The organism is Duganella sp. CF458, from assembly GCF_900113115.1.
Taxonomy (GTDB): domain Bacteria; phylum Pseudomonadota; class Gammaproteobacteria; order Burkholderiales; family Burkholderiaceae_D; genus Rugamonas.
Window position 1 is genome coordinate 12,893 of sequence record NZ_FOOF01000014.1, and the last position, 15,711, is coordinate 28,603.

General features: G+C 63.5%; 15 protein-coding genes. 14 read left to right on the forward strand and 1 reads right to left on the reverse strand.

The window, feature by feature from the left end; all coding sequences use genetic code 11:
• Window positions 1–5: 5 nt before the first annotated feature.
• From BM269_RS20780 to BM269_RS20830, 11 genes are all read left to right on the forward strand, one after another.
• Complete coding sequence (locus tag BM269_RS20780; protein WP_090441455.1) at window positions 6–1,097, forward strand: sensor histidine kinase; 1,092 nt, start codon at window positions 6–8, stop codon at window positions 1,095–1,097.
• The gene (locus BM269_RS20785) at window positions 1,090–1,737 is read left to right on the forward strand and encodes a response regulator (RefSeq protein WP_090441458.1); all 648 of its coding nucleotides are present in this window, start codon (window positions 1,090–1,092) and stop codon (window positions 1,735–1,737) included. The genes BM269_RS20780 and BM269_RS20785 overlap by 8 nt, the downstream gene beginning before the upstream one ends.
• 113 nt (window positions 1,738–1,850) lie before the next feature.
• The gene (locus BM269_RS20790; RefSeq protein WP_090441461.1) at window positions 1,851–3,428 is read left to right on the forward strand and encodes a GGDEF domain-containing protein; all 1,578 of its coding nucleotides are present in this window, start codon (window positions 1,851–1,853) and stop codon (window positions 3,426–3,428) included.
• A gap of 290 nt (window positions 3,429–3,718) precedes the next feature.
• Window positions 3,719–5,179 carry a flagellin N-terminal helical domain-containing protein gene (locus tag BM269_RS20795; protein WP_090441464.1) on the forward strand — a complete coding sequence of 487 codons (1,461 nt, stop codon included), beginning with the start codon at window positions 3,719–3,721 and terminating at the stop codon, window positions 5,177–5,179.
• A gap of 76 nt (window positions 5,180–5,255) precedes the next feature.
• A complete protein-coding gene (locus BM269_RS20800; protein WP_090441467.1) occupies window positions 5,256–5,630 on the forward strand; it encodes a flagellar protein FlaG in 375 nt (124 codons plus the stop codon).
• Window positions 5,631–5,807: 177 nt separating this feature from the next.
• Window positions 5,808–8,462: a flagellar filament capping protein FliD gene (gene fliD / locus BM269_RS20805; RefSeq protein ID WP_229204726.1), complete on the forward strand. Its 2,655-nt coding sequence runs from the start codon at window positions 5,808–5,810 to the stop codon at window positions 8,460–8,462.
• A 21-nt stretch (window positions 8,463–8,483) separates the two neighbouring features.
• Entirely contained in the window at window positions 8,484–8,921 is a 438-nt protein-coding gene (gene fliS, locus BM269_RS20810; protein ID WP_090441470.1) for a flagellar export chaperone FliS, read from the forward strand.
• A 12-nt stretch (window positions 8,922–8,933) separates the two neighbouring features.
• Window positions 8,934–9,260: a flagellar protein FliT gene (locus BM269_RS20815; RefSeq protein ID WP_229204727.1), complete on the forward strand. Its 327-nt coding sequence runs from the start codon at window positions 8,934–8,936 to the stop codon at window positions 9,258–9,260.
• A gap of 14 nt (window positions 9,261–9,274) precedes the next feature.
• Window positions 9,275–10,540 (forward strand): flagellar hook-length control protein FliK, encoded by a 1,266-nt coding sequence (locus tag BM269_RS20820; protein WP_090441473.1) that lies wholly within the window; start codon window positions 9,275–9,277, stop codon window positions 10,538–10,540.
• Window positions 10,527–10,883, forward strand: a complete 357-nt coding sequence (locus BM269_RS20825) for an EscU/YscU/HrcU family type III secretion system export apparatus switch protein (protein ID WP_090441476.1) — start codon at window positions 10,527–10,529, stop codon at window positions 10,881–10,883. The genes BM269_RS20820 and BM269_RS20825 overlap by 14 nt, the downstream gene beginning before the upstream one ends.
• 26 nt (window positions 10,884–10,909) lie before the next feature.
• Window positions 10,910–11,644: a flagellar brake protein gene (locus BM269_RS20830; protein ID WP_090441952.1), complete on the forward strand. Its 735-nt coding sequence runs from the start codon at window positions 10,910–10,912 to the stop codon at window positions 11,642–11,644.
• Window positions 11,645–11,718: 74 nt separating this feature from the next.
• Here BM269_RS20830 and fliE read toward each other — a convergent pair whose 3' ends face one another.
• Complete coding sequence (fliE, locus tag BM269_RS20835) at window positions 11,719–12,060, reverse strand: flagellar hook-basal body complex protein FliE (RefSeq protein ID WP_090441479.1); 342 nt, start codon at window positions 12,058–12,060, stop codon at window positions 11,719–11,721.
• Between the two features lie 170 nt (window positions 12,061–12,230).
• Here fliE and fliF point away from each other — a divergent pair, with 170 nt between their 5' ends.
• From fliF to BM269_RS20850, 3 genes are read left to right on the forward strand one after another with little or no spacing between them, the layout of a single operon-like run.
• On the forward strand, window positions 12,231–13,967 hold the full coding sequence (gene fliF, locus BM269_RS20840) for a flagellar basal-body MS-ring/collar protein FliF (RefSeq protein ID WP_090441482.1): 1,737 nt from the start codon (window positions 12,231–12,233) through the stop codon (window positions 13,965–13,967).
• Window positions 13,960–14,958 (forward strand): flagellar motor switch protein FliG, encoded by a 999-nt coding sequence (gene fliG / locus BM269_RS20845; RefSeq protein WP_055930739.1) that lies wholly within the window; start codon window positions 13,960–13,962, stop codon window positions 14,956–14,958. The genes fliF and fliG overlap by 8 nt, the downstream gene beginning before the upstream one ends.
• Entirely contained in the window at window positions 14,958–15,710 is a 753-nt protein-coding gene (locus BM269_RS20850; RefSeq protein ID WP_090441485.1) for a flagellar assembly protein FliH, read from the forward strand. The genes fliG and BM269_RS20850 overlap by 1 nt, the downstream gene beginning before the upstream one ends.
• Window position 15,711: the final 1 nt, after the last annotated feature.

Consider the following 15,711-nt stretch of genomic DNA (forward strand, 5'->3'; position numbering starts at 1 on the left):
ACCTTATGCGCCCTGCCTTGCCGACCGCCCTGCACCATATCGCCGCCAACGCTCCCGGATTGGTCTACCAGTTTCGCCGCCATGCCGACGGCAGCGTGTCCTTTCCCTATGTGAGCGACGGCTGCCTGGCCCTGCTGGGCATTAACGCCGCCGAACTGCAGGCCGAGCCGGAACGCTTCCTGTCGCTGGTGCTGCCGGAAGACCGCCCGGCCTACCTGGAATCGATGCAGTCGTCCGCCACCTCGCTGTGGAGCTGGAACTGGGAAGGCCGCATCTGGGTCGAGGCCTGGAAAGACGTCAAGTGGATCAACCTGCGCAGCACCCCGCATGCCTTGCCCGACGGCGGCGTGCAGTGGGAAGGCATGATGTCCAACATCACCGAGAGCAAGCAGGAGCAGCTCGAAGTGCGTGCCAGCCGCGCCCGCCTGGCCGAATTGACCGCCCACATCGAACGGGTCAAGGAGCAGGAGCGCGAGCGCATCGCGCGCGAAATCCACGACGACCTGGGCGGCAACCTGACCGCCATCAAGATGGCCCTGGCCATGCTCACCGCGCGCCTGCCGCAAGGCGATGAAACCCTGCAGCAAAAGGCCGCCTACGTCGACGCCCTGGTCGACCGCACCATCGATGCGGTGCACCGCCTGACCTTGGACCTGCGCCCTTCCGTGCTCGACTTCGGCCTGCTGCCCGCGCTCGAATGGCAGGTCAAGGAATTCGAAGCCCAGGCCGGCATTGCCTGCCGCCTGCAAGCCAGCATGCAAGAGCTCGAGCTCGATCCCGAACCGGCCGCCGCGCTGTTCCGCATTGCGCAGGAAGCGTTGACCAATATCGCCAAGCACGCGCAAGCGAGCGCGGTCAGCGTCAAGCTGACGCGCAGCCGTGGTGTGCTGACCCTGAAGATTGTCGACAACGGCCGCGGCATCCATCCGGCCGACCGCGCCAAGCCCGACTCCTTCGGCCTGCGCGGCATGGCCGAGCGCGCGCGGGCGCTGGGCGGCACGCTGAACGTTGGCCATGCGGCCGGCGGCGGCACCGAAGTGGCGCTCAAAATCCGCCTCCCGGCCAGCGCGCCAGACGTTACAATTGGCCATGAGTGAAAAAGCCGTCATCAAAGTTTTTATTGCCGACGACCATGCCATCGTGCGCGAAGGCTTGAAGCAGATTCTGGCCGAAACCAAGGACATCGTGGTGGCCGGCGAAGCGGAGAATGGCCTCGATGCCATCAAGCTGTTCCGCAAGTCCGGCTGCCATGTTTTACTACTCGATATTTCCTTGCCAGATCGCAACGGCATCGAAGTGCTGAAGCAGGTCAAGAAGGACAAACCCGAACTGTCGGTGCTGATGTTGTCCATGCATCGCGAAGACCAGTACGCCATCCGCTCGCTCAAGGCCGGCGCCGCCGGCTACCTCACCAAACAAAGTGCACCGAAAGAGTTAGTAAATGCAATCCGCCAGTGCGCAGCGGGGTTAAAATATGTTAGCCCGGCATTGGCCCAGGAATTAGCCAACCATGTCGGCGAGGACCATCAGGTGGCGCCGCACGAAACCTTGTCCGACCGCGAGTACCAGACCCTGACCATGATCGCCTCCGGCAAGACGGTAGGCACCATTGCCAAGGAACTATCGCTCTCGGTCAAGACCGTCAGCGAGTACCGCGCCCGCCTGCTGGCCAAGATGAACCTGAAGAACAGCGCCGAGCTGACACACTACGCCATCAAGAACCAGCTGATCGATTAGAAAATGATGCTAGGAAGTAAGCACATTTTCTCCCGTTTATCACCGAATCGGGCAGCTGGACAGTGGCTTACTATGCTGGTAATCGGTAAACCTTCGTAAAGGCTGTACGTCAGATGTCTAGCAAACCCACCAATCCAGCCGCGGCGGACACGAATCCGGCTGATATCGCGCGCGAGGCATTCCGCCGCCTCGCCGTGCGCCGGATTGCCCCGACGCCGGACGCGTATCGCGACATCTACAATGAAATCGCCGGCATCGTGCCGGCACCGCCGGCCCCGGTGGTGCAGGAAGGCCCGGCAGAAACCATGCTGGCCCAGTTCGCCGCGCGCCTGACCGACCAGCCGGGCGACCTGGCCGACTTCGGCCGCCGTTTCAACCGCGCCGTCAAGGCGCGCGACTGGGATACCTATGCCCGCACCCTGGCCGCGCTGGCCGAGCGCCCGCTGGTCAAGGTGGGCGCGGGCGGCCTGGTGCCCGAAGAGAATAATGAGCAGGCGCGCCTGTTGCGAGAACTGCTGAGCCGTACCCTGACCTTTGCCGTCGCTTCCCTGCTGTCCGACAGCCCCAACCTGGTGGCCGAAGCCGAGTCGCTGGGCGCCGCGACCAAGGAAGCCCACACCGAGGCTGCCCTGGCCGAGATCGGCACCCGCCTGAAGGAACTGTGTTACCAGATCGAGATCCGCAGCGGCGACACCGCCGAGCAGCAGGAATTGCTGCTGCGCCTGTTCCGCCTGCTGCTGGAAAACGTCAGCGAACTGCTGGACGACGACTCCTGGCTGCGCGGCCAGATCGATGCCGTGCAAAACCTGATTGCCGGCCCGATCGACCAGCGCGCGCTGGAAGAAGCCACCCGCAGCCTGAAAGACGTCATCTATAAACAGAGCCAGCTCAAGCACTCGATCACCGACGTCAAGGCCACCGTCAAGAACATGATGATGACCTTCATCGACCGCCTGGGCGCCGTGGCGATCTCGACCGGCGACTTCCACGAAAAGATCGGTGGCTATTCCGACAAGATCCGCGCCGCGCGCGATATCGGCGAGCTCAACCAGATCCTCGACGATGTATTGAAGGAAACCCGCCAGGTCCAGAGCGAAGCGCTGAAGGCGCGCGACAATATGATGGTGGCGCGGCAGGAAGTGCAGGATGCCGAGGCGCGCATCCACGCGCTGGAAGCCAAGCTGCAGCACTTGAGCGAACTGGTGCGCGAGGACCAGTTGACCGGCTCGCTCAACCGGCGCGGCCTGGACGATGTGTTCGAACGCGAGACCGCGCGCAGCGACCGGCGCGGCACCCCGCTCTGCATCGCGGTGCTGGACCTGGACGATTTCAAGAAGCTCAACGACACCATGGGCCACATCGCCGGCGACAATGCGCTCAAGCATCTGGTCAAGGTTGTCAAAGAGACCCTGCGCTCGATGGACGTGATCGCCCGTTTCGGCGGCGAGGAATTCCTGATCCTGCTGCCGGAGACCACCATCGAGGCGGCCGAGGCCACCATGACGCGCCTGCAGCGCGAGCTGACCCGCCACTTCTTCATGCACGAAAACGAGAAGGTGCTGATCACCTTTTCCGCCGGGGTCGCGCTGCGCCGTCCGCACGAAGTCCAGGCCGACTTGGTCAAGCGCGCCGACGAGGCCATGTACAAGGCCAAGAAATCCGGCAAGAACCGGGTCGTCGTTGCCGGGTAGGCAATGACACTCCAGCAAGCCCGCCCCTGCCGGCGGGCTTTTTTTATTTTCTTTGCCCGTGAAAAATATTTTTTTTCGGCCTAAAGTTCAGGGAAAGCCCGCCGTTTAAGCGGCACTCCGTAGGCAACTTGAGGGTAAGCACCGGGCGATTTAGCAGCGAAACCGCGCTAAAGGTTCCCATGCGGCAACCGTTACCCATTACAACAGCGGCTTGATCGTTACAGAACAGCGTGGCGGGCCAAAGTGAATGAGCAAACTGCCCAATCAGTAGTACCGAATGGAGAAACACCATGGCTTCCGTAATTAACACCAACATCTCGTCCCTGAACTCGCAGCGCAACCTGAACGCATCCCAGAGCAGCCTGTCGACCTCCCTGCAACGTCTGTCCTCCGGCCTGCGTATCAACAGCGCTAAGGACGATGCGGCTGGCCTGGCAATTTCCGACCGTATGAATTCCCAGATTCGCGGTATGAACCAGGCAATGCGTAACGCCAACGACGGCGTCTCGCTGGCTCAGACCGCAGAAGGCGCGCTGGCATCCTCCGGCGACATCCTGCAGCGTATCCGTGAACTGGCGGTGCAGTCGTCCAACGCCACCAACTCGGCTTCGGACCGTCAAGCGCTGCAGACCGAAGTTGGCGAACTGGCATCGGAACTGAACCGCGTTGCCCAGACCACCAACTTCAACGGCAAAAACCTGCTGGACGGCTCGATGGGCACCGCGACCTTCCAGGTCGGCGCTGACGCGAACCAGACCATCCAGGCTGTAGGCGCCAACTTCCTGACCAGCACCTACGGCGACAACCGTATCGAAGGCTCGCCTGCTGCCGTAACCGCTGCCAATACCTCGGCTGCCACCACCGCCACCATCAACGGTTCCCGCGGTTCGGCAACCATCACCACCTTGGCCGCCACCAGCACCGCCAAGTCGGTTGCTGCCAGCATCAATGCACAGACCGCCAACACCGGCGTCACCGCTTCGGCCAAAACCGACGCGGCACTGACCCTGGGCGCTGAGTCCTACACCATGACCGTGGAAGGTGACAACGCTGGCTCGCCAGTGACCGTGTCCTTCACCATCGGCACCGGTGCCAACTCGGCTGACGACTACGCTTCGGCGATCAATGCTTTCAATGCGCAATCGTCCAAGACTGGCGTTACTGCCCAGTACGACGAAGCCAACAACAAGCTGAAGCTGTCGCACTCGACCGGCTCCGACATCAAGCTGACCAACACCAAGGTTGGCGGTAACACGGTGGCAAGCGCGCAGAACTACACCGCCGCTGGCGCACTGAACGGCGCCGCCAATGCGATGACCGCAGCTGCCGCTGTGTCGACCGTGATGGGCCGTGTGACCATGGACTCCGAGAACTCGTTCTCGGTGACGGAAGCCGCTGCAACCGGCTTCAGCCTGGCTGGTGGTTCGACCTTGAAGTCGGTCGCCACCCTGGACGTGACCACCTTCGACAATGCCCAGCTGGCAATCAAGATCGCTGACGCCGCCCTGGCTTCGGTGAACAGCCAGCGCGCATCGTTCGGTGCACTGCAGTCCCGTTTCTCCTCGACGATCTCGAACCTGAGCGCGACGACCGAGAACCTGTCTGCATCGCGTAGCCGTATCGTGGACACCGACTTTGCTGCAGAAACCGCCAGCCTGACCCGCGGCCAGATCCTGCAACAAGCTGGTACCGCCATGCTGGCCCAGGCGAACTCGCTGCCTAACGGCGTGCTGAGCCTGCTGCGCGGCTAATCGCCACCAAGCTAAGAAAAAAAGCGGTTCCCCGCTCCGGTTCGCCGGACCGGGGAATTTTCCGTAGGAGGTCCGTATGACTATCGATTCAATTACTGCTACTGCGCCACGGGCCGACCGTGGCAGCGCGGCCCCGGATTTCGTGGCCCTCCCGGTGGCAGGCCGCAGCCCGGCCGCCGCGGTGGAAACCATCGATGCGGTCAAGGCCAAGCAGGCCACGCCGTCCAAGAAAGATGTGGAAGAGGCGGTTGCCAAGCTGAACAAGTCAGTGCAGGACCGGGCCCAGGGCCTGGAATTCTCCATCGACGACGACAGCCAACGCACCATCGTCAAGGTGATTGACCAAAGCACCAAGGAAGTACTGCGCCAGATTCCGACCCCGGAAGCGTTGCAGATTGCCAAGGCCATCGACGCCCGCAAGGGCGGCTTGCTGGTCGACCACCAAGCCTGACTGCTGCACCTCAGTTGAGCCCGGCCTGCCGATGCGGCAGCCCGGGCTTTTTTGCGTTATGCTGTCCTGGCCAGGTTGTCATTTCGGACAGGAATAAACAGGTATTTCCCCCTCTCAAGTCCCCTTTGAATCTGCCGTAAACAAGTTAGACTTATCTTGTTTCCTCAGGAGTTTGCCGTGGCCCTTTCCAGCACCCCAGCACTGTCATCCCCCGGTATCGGATCGGGCTTGCAGGTCAACGACATCGTCGACAAACTGATGGCAGCCGAAGCCGCGCCCTTGGCAGGCTACGACCGCAAGGCGGCGTCCTACCAGGCCAAGGTGAGCGCCTTCGGTTCGCTGACTGCAGCCGTCGGCGTGTTCCAGAGCGCCTTGGGCGGCTTGACCTCGGCCAACGCCTTCAAAGGCTTCTCGACGACGGTAGGCAACAAGGATTTGCTGACCGCCAGCGCTTCGGCCAAGGCGGTGGCGGGCAATTACAAGATCAATGTCACCCAGTTGGCCCAGGCGCAGACCCTGATGACCACTGGCCTGGCGAGCAAGACCTCGACCATCGGCCTGGGCGGCTCGACCACCCTGTCCTTCCAGTTCGGCTCGGCCAGCGGCAGCTTCGGCTTGCAGGGCACCGGCTTGAGCTCGTCCATGCTGACCAACGGGCTGGCCAATGGCTCACTCAGCATCAACGGCACCGCGATTGCCACCTCGAGCGGCACCAACAGCGCCACCGCGCTGGCCAATGCCATCAATGACAAGACCAGCACCACCGGCGTCACCGCCAGCGTGGCGAATATCTTCTCGACCTTTGGCGACGTGGCCACCGACGGCACTGGCTCGTACGCGCTGAAAGTAGGCAATGTCACCATCGCCAGCCAGGGTGCAGGCGTCGCCGCCGGCGCCGGCGTCACCGCCGCGTCCCTCGATGCCGACCTGGCCAATGCCAGCGGCGCTACCGCGACCGCGCTGGCAGCCGCCGGCATCACGTTTACCGGCAGTGCCGCTGCCGGCACCCTGGAATTCCGCAGCGCCAGCGGTGCCAGTGTGGCCATCACCGAAACGGCAAGCGGTGTCACCGGCGGCGCCAAGACCGCGGCCGGCGCCGCGAATGCCGGCGCCACTTACGCATCGGCCAGCAGCGTCACCCTAACCTCGGCCAACGGCAGCCCGATTACCATCGCCGGCAACAATCCGGCCGCCGCCGGCCTGACGGCCGGCACCGGCGGCAGCATGCTAGGCGGCGGCTTCAGCCAGGATGCCAGCCAGCCTTCGGGCTCGGTGGTCATCGACAGCACCAACAACACGCTGCAAGGCGTGGCTGACGCCATCAACAAGGCCAGCCTGGGCGTGACTGCCACCATCGTGTCCGATGGCAGCGCCAGCCCTTACCGCCTGGTGCTGACGTCGAACAAGACCGGCGAAAACGCCGCCATGAAGATCAGCCTGAGTGGCGACGGCAGCAACCCGCCGGACGCCGCCCTGAACAGCCTGCTCAGCTACGACCCGGCAGGTACCCAGTCGATGCAGCAAACCAGTGCCGCCCAGGACACCAAGCTGACCGTCAACGGCATTGCCGTCAGCAGCCACTCGAACACCGTCAACGAATCGATCCAGGGCGTGGGCCTGACGGTCAACCAGGTGGGCAGCACCACGCTGAACGTGGCGCGCGATACCAATAGCGTCAAGACCAACCTGACGGCCTTCGTCAAGGCGTACAACGAACTCAACGGTGCGCTGAAAAAGCTCACCGCCTATGATCCGGAAACCAAGAAGGCTGGCGCGCTGCAGGGCGATCCGACCGCCCAGTCCATGCAGGCGCAACTGCGCCGCATGATGAGCGGGCAGATCACCGGCCTGTCCGGCAGCCTGACCAATATGGGCCAGGTCGGCATTTCCTTTGCCAAAGACGGCACGCTGAGCCTGGATGACGCCAAGCTGAACAAGGCAATCGAAAAGAATTTCGGCGACATCGCCGGCCTGTTTACCGCCATCGGCAATGCCAGCGACCCGAACGTCAGCTTTGTCAGCTCGACGGCAAAAACCAAACCGGGCAGCTATGCGCTGAACATCACGGCGCTGGCCAGCCAAGGCGCGCTGACCAGCTCGGCAGCGCTGGGCAGCACCACGATTGCCGCCAATACCACCTGGGCGGTGACCTTGAACGACACCTCGCCCAGCAACGCCAAGAATATCGCCAATGTCACCATCCCGGCAGGCACCTACGCGCCGGCCGAGCTGGCCAAAATCGTGCAGTCGACGATCAACGGCACGGCCGCCTTCGCGGATACCGGCTCCAGCGTTACCGCCGCGATTGACGGTAGCGGTAAATTGGTGCTGTCTTCCAGCAAATACGGTTCGGCCTCGAATATCGCGCTGACCAGCGTCAGCGGCAGCACCGTGGACAGCGTGTTCGGCGGCGCGGCGCCGGTGGCCGGTACCGACGTGGCCGGCACCTTGGGCGGCAAGGCAGTGGTCGGCACCGGCCAGTCCCTCACCGGCGCCGAAGGGACCGACGCGGAAGGCCTGAAAATCGACATTACCGGCGGCGCCCTGGGCGACCGCGGCACCGTCTCGTTCTCGCAAGGCTATGCCTACCAGCTCAACAACCTGGCCACCTCCTTCCTGGGCAGCAAAGGCTTGCTGACCACGGTGACCGACGGCTTGAACAAGAGCATCAAAGACGTGGCCAAGCAGCGCGACGCCTTCTCGTCCAAGCTGGACGACATCGAAAAACGCTACCGCACCCAGTTCACGCGGCTCGATGCCACCCTGGCGAAAATGCAGAGCACGCAAGCGTATTTGACTCAGCAGTTGGCGGCCATCGCCTCCAACAGCTGATCGCAGGAATAAGGAGAGATTATGTTTGGAACTACTTCACGCGGTGTCAATGCCTACGCGAAAGTCGGCCTGGAAACCGGCGTCAGCTCCGCCTCGCCCCACAAACTGATTGTCATGCTGTACGACGGCGCCCTGGCGGCGATCATGACTGCGGCCACCCAGATGAACGCCGGCAATGTTCAGGAAAAAGGCAAGGCGATCTCCAAAGCCATTCGCATCATCGACGACGGGCTGCGCGCCAGCCTGGACAAGGAAGCCGGCGGCGAGATCGCGCGCAACCTGGACGCCCTGTATGACTACATGAGCCGCCGCCTGCTGGAAGCGAACATCCAGAACAGCCCGGAAGTGCTGGAAGAAGTGCGCAGCCTGCTGGCCGACTTGCGCGACACCTGGAACCAGATCGGCGGCAACCCAGCCGCGACCAATAATACCCAGCCTGCTGCCTTGGCCAGCATGTAATCGAGGATGACAATGACGAACCTGGAAGTTTTGACCGCCTACAGCGCCATGGCCGCACTGACCCACCAGATGGTGGCCGCGGCAACGATATCCGACTGGGACGGTCTGGAAGTACTGGAGAGCCAGGTAGCGGCCCAGGTTGCCCTGCTGCGCGGGACGGAGGAAACGGTGGTGCTGGACGCTGGCCAGCGCCAGCAAAAGCTGGGCCTGATCAAGCAAATGCTGGACGACGACCGCCAGATCCGCGACCTGACCATGCCGTGGATGGCCCAGCTGTCCAAACTGATCAACAACACCGGCACTGAACGGCGCCTGGCCGCCGCCTACGGCGCCGTCTGAGCGGGGCGGCTGCCATGCTGCCCCCGCGCCTGGATGTCCGGGGCGTCGGCGCCACCAGCGCGGCGTCCGCCGCGCCCGCCGTGGCCGCACCGCGCCAGGAAGCCTTCCAGCGCGCCCTCTCGCAAATGGTCGGGCAAACCCTGCCCGCCCAGGTCCTCAGCAAATTCTCCGATGGCAGTTTCCTGGTGCGCGTGGCCGACACCAATGCGCGCATGCTGCTGCCGGCCGGGGTCAATGCCGGCGACGACCTGCCGCTGACCGTGATCAGCGCGCAGCCGCGCCCCACCCTGCAAGTGGGCGCCGGCAGCCCGCAAGCCGGGCAGATGGCCACCTTTGTCGCCGGCGACCAGATGCCCGAGCTGCCGACGGCGCGCCTGCCGTCGCAGGAAGCGGCCATTCTCAACCTCAGCGGTAAGCAACCGCAGGCGGCCGGCGCCGAAGCCGGCCAGGCCGGCGCGGCCCAGGGCCGGGCGCTCAGTCCGGGCGCGGCCCTGCTCAGCAAAGCCCCGCTGGTGCCGGCCGACCAGTTGCCCGCGCTCGGCAAGGACACCCCGCCAGCCGCCCTCAGCCCCGCCGCGCGCGCCATCGCCAGCGCATTGGCCTCGGCCTACACCACGCCCGGCGTGCCGGTCACCATCAACGGCAAAACGCCGCTGAGCGCAGGCGGCCCGCCCGACACGGGCAAGCTCAGCCAAGGCTTGCAGCGCGCCCTGGGCGATAGCGGCCTGTTCTACGAATCCCATGTGGCCGAATGGGCCGAAGGCAAGCGGCCGCTGCAAGACTTGCAGCGCGAACCGCAGATGCAGCGCCACGCTGCCGCGCAAGGCGCAGGGCAAAGCCAGGCCGATGCGATCGCCAAGGCACTGGGCGGCCCCGACCTGTCGGCCGCCCAGATGATCAACCAGCAGTTGCACACCCACGAACAGGGCAAGGTCATGTGGCAAGGCGAAGCCTGGCCCGGCCAGCAGATGCAATGGCAGGTGGAACGCCAGCAGCAAGGCGAGGCCGGCGGCCAGGGCGGCAGCGGCGAAGGCCGCGATGGCGAAGCCGACCCGGTCTGGCGCAGCGGCGTGCGCTTCCGCTTCCCGCTGCTGGGCCAGGTGGCCGCCCAGGTCACGCTGGTGGGCGACCAGGTGCACATTGCGGTCCAGTCCGGCTCGGAAGACAGCGCCGCCACGCTGCGCGCCTGGGCCGGCGCCTTGCAGCACGCCCTGGATGCCGCCGGCGCCCCGCTGGCCTCGCTCGCCATCAACGCCGAGGCCAAAGATGACGCAGCGTGACCCCAGCGAAACGCCGCGCAAGCCGCTGCAAAGCGCCGTCGCCCTCGCCTACAAGAGCGGCCAGGCGGCACCAAAAGTCGTCGCCAAGGGACGCGGCTTGGTTGCCGAGCAGATCATCGCCGTGGCGGCCGAACATGGCGTGCACATCCACGAGTCGAAAGAACTGGTGTCACTGCTGATGGAAGTCGACCTGGACCAGCAGATCCCGCCACTGCTCTACCGTGTAATTGCGGAACTGTTAGCCTGGCTTTATCATATTGAAGCAGCGCAAAAGACCGGCCAGCCCCCGCCTGCGGCGCCTGATCTCAGCGTACCGAATGACACCCCAACAAACGGACTTTGATGCACAGCTATATTTCGGAATCGGACATGGAAAACTGGCATGATTTCGAGGTTGCTTCGCCCCGCGAGATCACGGCGCTGCTGCGCAGTATCGGCGAGAAGAACCAGTTGATCCGCATGCTCATCAAAGGCGAGTCCGACGTCTGCGTCACCTCCATCCTGGACGTCGATGCCGATGGCGGCAAGCTGATCCTGGACTGCTCCATCAGTCCCGACCAGAACCGGCGCATCCTCGGCGCCAAGCGGCTTTCCTTCGAAACCACGCTGGACAAGATCCGCATCATGTTCAGCGGCGAGCACATCGAATCGACCACCTTCGAAGGCAGCCCGGCGTTCAAGATGCCGCTGCCGGCCAGCCTGGTGCGCCTGCAGCGCCGCGAGTTCTACCGCATTGCCACGCCGGTCACCAACCCGGTGCGCGTGCTGATCCCGCAGCCGGCCGAACTGGGCGGCGGCAGCAAGCCGTTTCCGCTGTCCGACATCAGTTGCGGCGGCATTGCCATCCTCGACAACAGCCTGGAACTGGGCGACACGATCGGCAAGGTCTACAGCGACTGCCGTATCGAACTGCCTGAAGTGGCCACGATTTCCACCGGCCTGCAGATCCGCAACTCGCTCGACCTGACGCTTTTAAACAACAAAACCAACCGCCGCCTCGGCTGCCAGTTTGTCGACATGCCGCGCTCCTCGCTGACAGCCGTGCAGCGCTACATCACCAAGCTCGAGCGCGAACGCAACGCCCGCATCGCCGGCCTCGAATAATCAACAGCTTAAAAAATAGGGACGTACCCCATTTTTTGAAAATGGGGTACGTCCCTATTTTTTAAGCTGTTGATTTACACCTGCATATTCATGATGTCGTGGTAGGCCTGCACCAGCTTGTTGCGCACCTGCACGGTGGCCTGGAAGTTGATGCTGGCTTTTTGCATCGAGATCATCACGTCCGACAGGTTGACCGAGTCGTCCCCCATCTGGAAGCGCTTGGTCAGGCCTTCGGCTTGGTTCTGGCTGGCCTGCACCGCGTCCAGCGCGCCTTTCAGGGCGTTGGTGAAGTCCGGCTTGTCCGCCACCTTCTCGGTCTGGATCACCGGCGGCGTCGCAGACGGCCGTGTGGCCGCAGCATGCAGCTGGGCGATCATGGCCTGGATTTGGCTAGAATCAATTCCGCCTGTTCTCATTAGTTGACTCCAAGATACAATATTCCTGTTTTCAGGCTTCCAGAATACCCGCGTCAAAACAAGGGGATAGGCTTGAGCAGCAAGGCAAACAGCCGCCTATTCCTGCCTTTAACGGGCGCAACATCGCCTGATAATGTGCAACAGGCCCATTAACCCCACAGTGACTACCCATGGCTGCAGCCGCCGAACAAATCGATATCGACGATCCCGAAGCCCAGCAGGCGGCCAGGGGCCGCTTCGCCTTCTTCCAGACCCCGATGGGCAAGATGGTGATGCGCGGGGCCGCCGTGGCGGGCATCCTGGCGCTGATCCTGATCCTGTGGATGTGGAACAGGGAACCGGACTACAAGGTCCTGTTCGCCAATTACACCGACAAGGATGGCGGTGCCATCACCGCTGCGCTGGACCAGATGCAGGTCAAGTACAAGCTGGCCGAGGGTGGCCAGGCCATCCTGGTGCCGGCCGAGCAAGTGCACAATGTGCGCCTGCGCCTGGCCCAGCAGGGCTTGCCGAAAGGCGGCAATGTCGGCTTTGAAGTCATGGAAAACCAGAAGCTGGGCGTGTCCCAGTTCCTGGAACAGGTCAACTACCAGCGCGCGCTGGAAGGAGAACTGGCGCGCTCGATCCAGTCCATCGGCGCCGTCGAGTCGGCCCGCGTGCACCTGGCCCTGCCCAAGCCTTCGGTGTTCGTGCGCGACCAGCAAAAGCCCACCGCTTCCGTCATCCTGCAGTTGCATGCCAGCCGCATGATCGATCCGGCCCAGGTCAGCGCCATCGTGCACCTGGTCGCTTCGTCCGTGCCGGAACTGTCGCCGGCCAACGTGACCGTGGTGGACCAGGCCGGCAACCTGGTGTCCGACACCAACAAGAACGGCAACGCGGCCAACAACGCCAAGAACCTTGATGCGTCCCAGCTCAAGTATGTGCAGGAGATGCAAAAGCAAGTCATCAAGCAGGTCGAGTCCATCATCACGCCGATCGTGGGCGAAGGCAATGTGCGCGCCGAAGCGGTGGCCGACGTCGATTTCTCGGCCATCGAACAGGCTGCCGAGACCTACAAGCCGAATTCGCCGCCTGCCGCGTCCGCCATCCGCAGCCAACAGAACAGCGAAACCAGCGGCAATGCCAACGCCAATCCGGGCGGCATTCCGGGCGCCTTGTCGAACCAGCCGCCGGGCGTCGCGACGGCCCCGCTGACCACCACGCCGCCCGGCGCTGCCGGTGCGCCGGGCCAGCCGGGCACGGGCGCCGCCCCCACCGCGACCGGACCCAGCCATAAGGAATCGACCACCAATTACGAAGTCGACAAGACCGTGCGCTATGAACAGAAAGCCATGGCCGGACTGAAGCGCATGACCGTCGGTGTCGTAGTAAACTATCGTCGGACCATCGATAAAAACGGCAAGGTCGTCGTCAAGCCGCTGAGTGCTGACGAAATGGCCAAGATCAACAGCCTGGTGAAGGAAGCCATGGGCTACAACCAGGACCGCGGCGACTCCGTCAGCGTGGCCAATGCGCCATTCGACGGTGTCGACCGGGAACCGGAAGCGCCGCTCGAATGGTGGCGCGATCCGGCCAACCTGCCGCTGGCCAAGGAGTTGGCGAAGTTCCTGATCACGGCCCTGATCCTGCTCTACATCCTGCTGCGTATCGTGCGTCCAATGATGCGTCCGGTGTTCAAGAAGATCGATGCGATCAACGAACCGGAACCGGAGCCGGAGCCAGCGCCGATCGTCGAGCCGCTGGGGCCGACACCGGAAGAATTGCTGGCGGAGGAGATCGCCAAGATGGAAGAAAACACGGCCCGCACCTACCGCGACAACCTGGCGCTGGCGAAGAAACTGGCCGCGGAAGACCCGCGCATCGTCGCCAACGTCATCAAGGAATGGATAGGCAATAATGACTGAGAATACCGGACTGCAAAAGGCTGCCATCCTGATGCTGGCGATGGGCGAAGGCGAAGCGGCCGAGGTGATGAAATACCTCGGCCCGCGCGAAGTGCTGAAACTGGGCGCCTCGATGGCAACCATGAAGAACATCCCGCATGAGATGGTGGTCGACGTGCTGGACGATTTCCGCGACCAGTACGCGGCGGCCTCGACCGTGGGCATCGATTCGGACGAATACATCCGCCAAGTGCTGACCAAGGCGCTGGGCGACGACAAGGCGTCGGTGCTGCTGTCGCGCATCCTGGGCGGCAAGGATGCGTCCGGCATCGAATCGCTGAAGTGGATGGATTCGCAATCGGTGGCCGAACTGATCCGTAACGAACACCCGCAGATCATTGCCACCATCCTGGTGCACCTGGAGCGCGACCAGGCGTGCGAAATCCTGGGTCACTTCACCGACCGCCTGCGCAACGACGCGGTGCTGCGGATCGCCACGCTGGACGGCGTGCAGCCGCAGGCCTTGCGCGAGCTGAACGACGTGCTGACCAAGCTCCTGTCCGGCAACGAAAACATCAAGAAATCGACCCTGGGCGGCGTGCGCGCCGCGGCCGAGATCCTGAACTTCATGTCCGGTGAGCAGGAACAGAATGTGATGGACAACATCAAGAACTACGACAACGATATGGCGCAGAAGATCATGGACGAGATGTTCGTGTTCGACAACCTGATCGATGTCGACGACCGCGGCATCCAGCTGCTGCTGCGCGAAGTGCAGTCCGAAATGCTGATCATCGCGCTGAAGGGCGCGTCGCCGGACTTGCGCGACAAGGTCTTCAAGAACATGTCGGCGCGCGCCTCGGAGATGATGCGCGAAGACCTGGAAAACAAAGGCCCGGTACGCCTGTCCGAAGTGGAGACGCAGCAGAAGCAGATCCTGCAGATCGTGCGCCGCCTGGCCGATGAAGGCCAGATCGTACTGGGTGGTAAGGGCGAGGATTCCTTCGTTTGATGTCGAATATTCCAAAAGAAAAACAGACTGCCTATCAGCGCTGGGAGCTGCAATCCTTCGGCGACTCGCGCCCGAGCATGGTGGCCCAGCGCGAACGCGAGGAAGCGGAAGTGCGCGCCGCCCTGGCCGCCGAAGCCGCCGCGCAGGCGGAAGTCGAGCAAGCCGAATACGCGGCGGAACAGGCGCCGGCCCCCGCCCCCGATTACCCGAGCGACGAAGAACTGGCCGCCATCCGCGAGGAAGCGCGCCAGCAAGGCTATGACGCCGGCTTCAAGACCGGCCACGACGATGGCGCCGCCCAGGCATTGGACGAAGCGCGCGCCGCCACCGCGCAAGCGCTGGCGCCGGTACGCGAGATCGCCGACAACTTCAGCGCTGCGCTGCGCGAGGCCGACCAGGCCATCAGCAACGAAGTGCTGGAACTGGCGCTGCACCTGGCCAAGGGCATGATCAAGACCGCCCTGCGCGTGAAACCGGAACTGATCCTGCCGATCGTGCGCGAAGCGATCGAATACCTGCCGGTGCTGCAACAGCCGGCGCTGCTGATCCTGAACCCGGACGATGCCGCCGTGGTGCGGGACGGCATTGCGGAAGAGCTCGACAAAGGCGGCTGGCGCGTGATCGACGACCCGACTGTCGAGCGTGGCGGCTGCAAGGTCGATACCGCCTCCAACCAGATCGATGCCACGGTGGCGTCGCGCTGGCAACGCCTGAGCCTTGCGCTCGGCAAGGACATCGATTGGATCGACTGAG

Coding starts and splice junctions, on each gene's coding strand:
- BM269_RS20780 (WP_090441455.1), top strand. CDS start 6: ATGCGCCCTGCCTTGCCGACCGCCCTGCACCATATCGCCGCCAACGCT.
- fliF (WP_090441482.1), top strand. CDS start 12,231: ATGGCTGCAGCCGCCGAACAAATCGATATCGACGATCCCGAAGCCCAG.
- fliE (WP_090441479.1), bottom strand. CDS start 12,060: ATGAGAACAGGCGGAATTGATTCTAGCCAAATCCAGGCCATGATCGCC.
- BM269_RS20825 (WP_090441476.1), top strand. CDS start 10,527: ATGACGCAGCGTGACCCCAGCGAAACGCCGCGCAAGCCGCTGCAAAGC.
- BM269_RS20850 (WP_090441485.1), top strand. CDS start 14,958: ATGTCGAATATTCCAAAAGAAAAACAGACTGCCTATCAGCGCTGGGAG.
- BM269_RS20800 (WP_090441467.1), top strand. CDS start 5,256: ATGACTATCGATTCAATTACTGCTACTGCGCCACGGGCCGACCGTGGC.
- fliS (WP_090441470.1), top strand. CDS start 8,484: ATGTTTGGAACTACTTCACGCGGTGTCAATGCCTACGCGAAAGTCGGC.
- BM269_RS20790 (WP_090441461.1), top strand. CDS start 1,851: ATGTCTAGCAAACCCACCAATCCAGCCGCGGCGGACACGAATCCGGCT.
- BM269_RS20820 (WP_090441473.1), top strand. CDS start 9,275: ATGCTGCCCCCGCGCCTGGATGTCCGGGGCGTCGGCGCCACCAGCGCG.
- BM269_RS20795 (WP_090441464.1), top strand. CDS start 3,719: ATGGCTTCCGTAATTAACACCAACATCTCGTCCCTGAACTCGCAGCGC.
- fliG (WP_055930739.1), top strand. CDS start 13,960: ATGACTGAGAATACCGGACTGCAAAAGGCTGCCATCCTGATGCTGGCG.
- BM269_RS20815 (WP_229204727.1), top strand. CDS start 8,934: ATGACGAACCTGGAAGTTTTGACCGCCTACAGCGCCATGGCCGCACTG.
- BM269_RS20830 (WP_090441952.1), top strand. CDS start 10,910: ATGGAAAACTGGCATGATTTCGAGGTTGCTTCGCCCCGCGAGATCACG.
- BM269_RS20785 (WP_090441458.1), top strand. CDS start 1,090: ATGAGTGAAAAAGCCGTCATCAAAGTTTTTATTGCCGACGACCATGCC.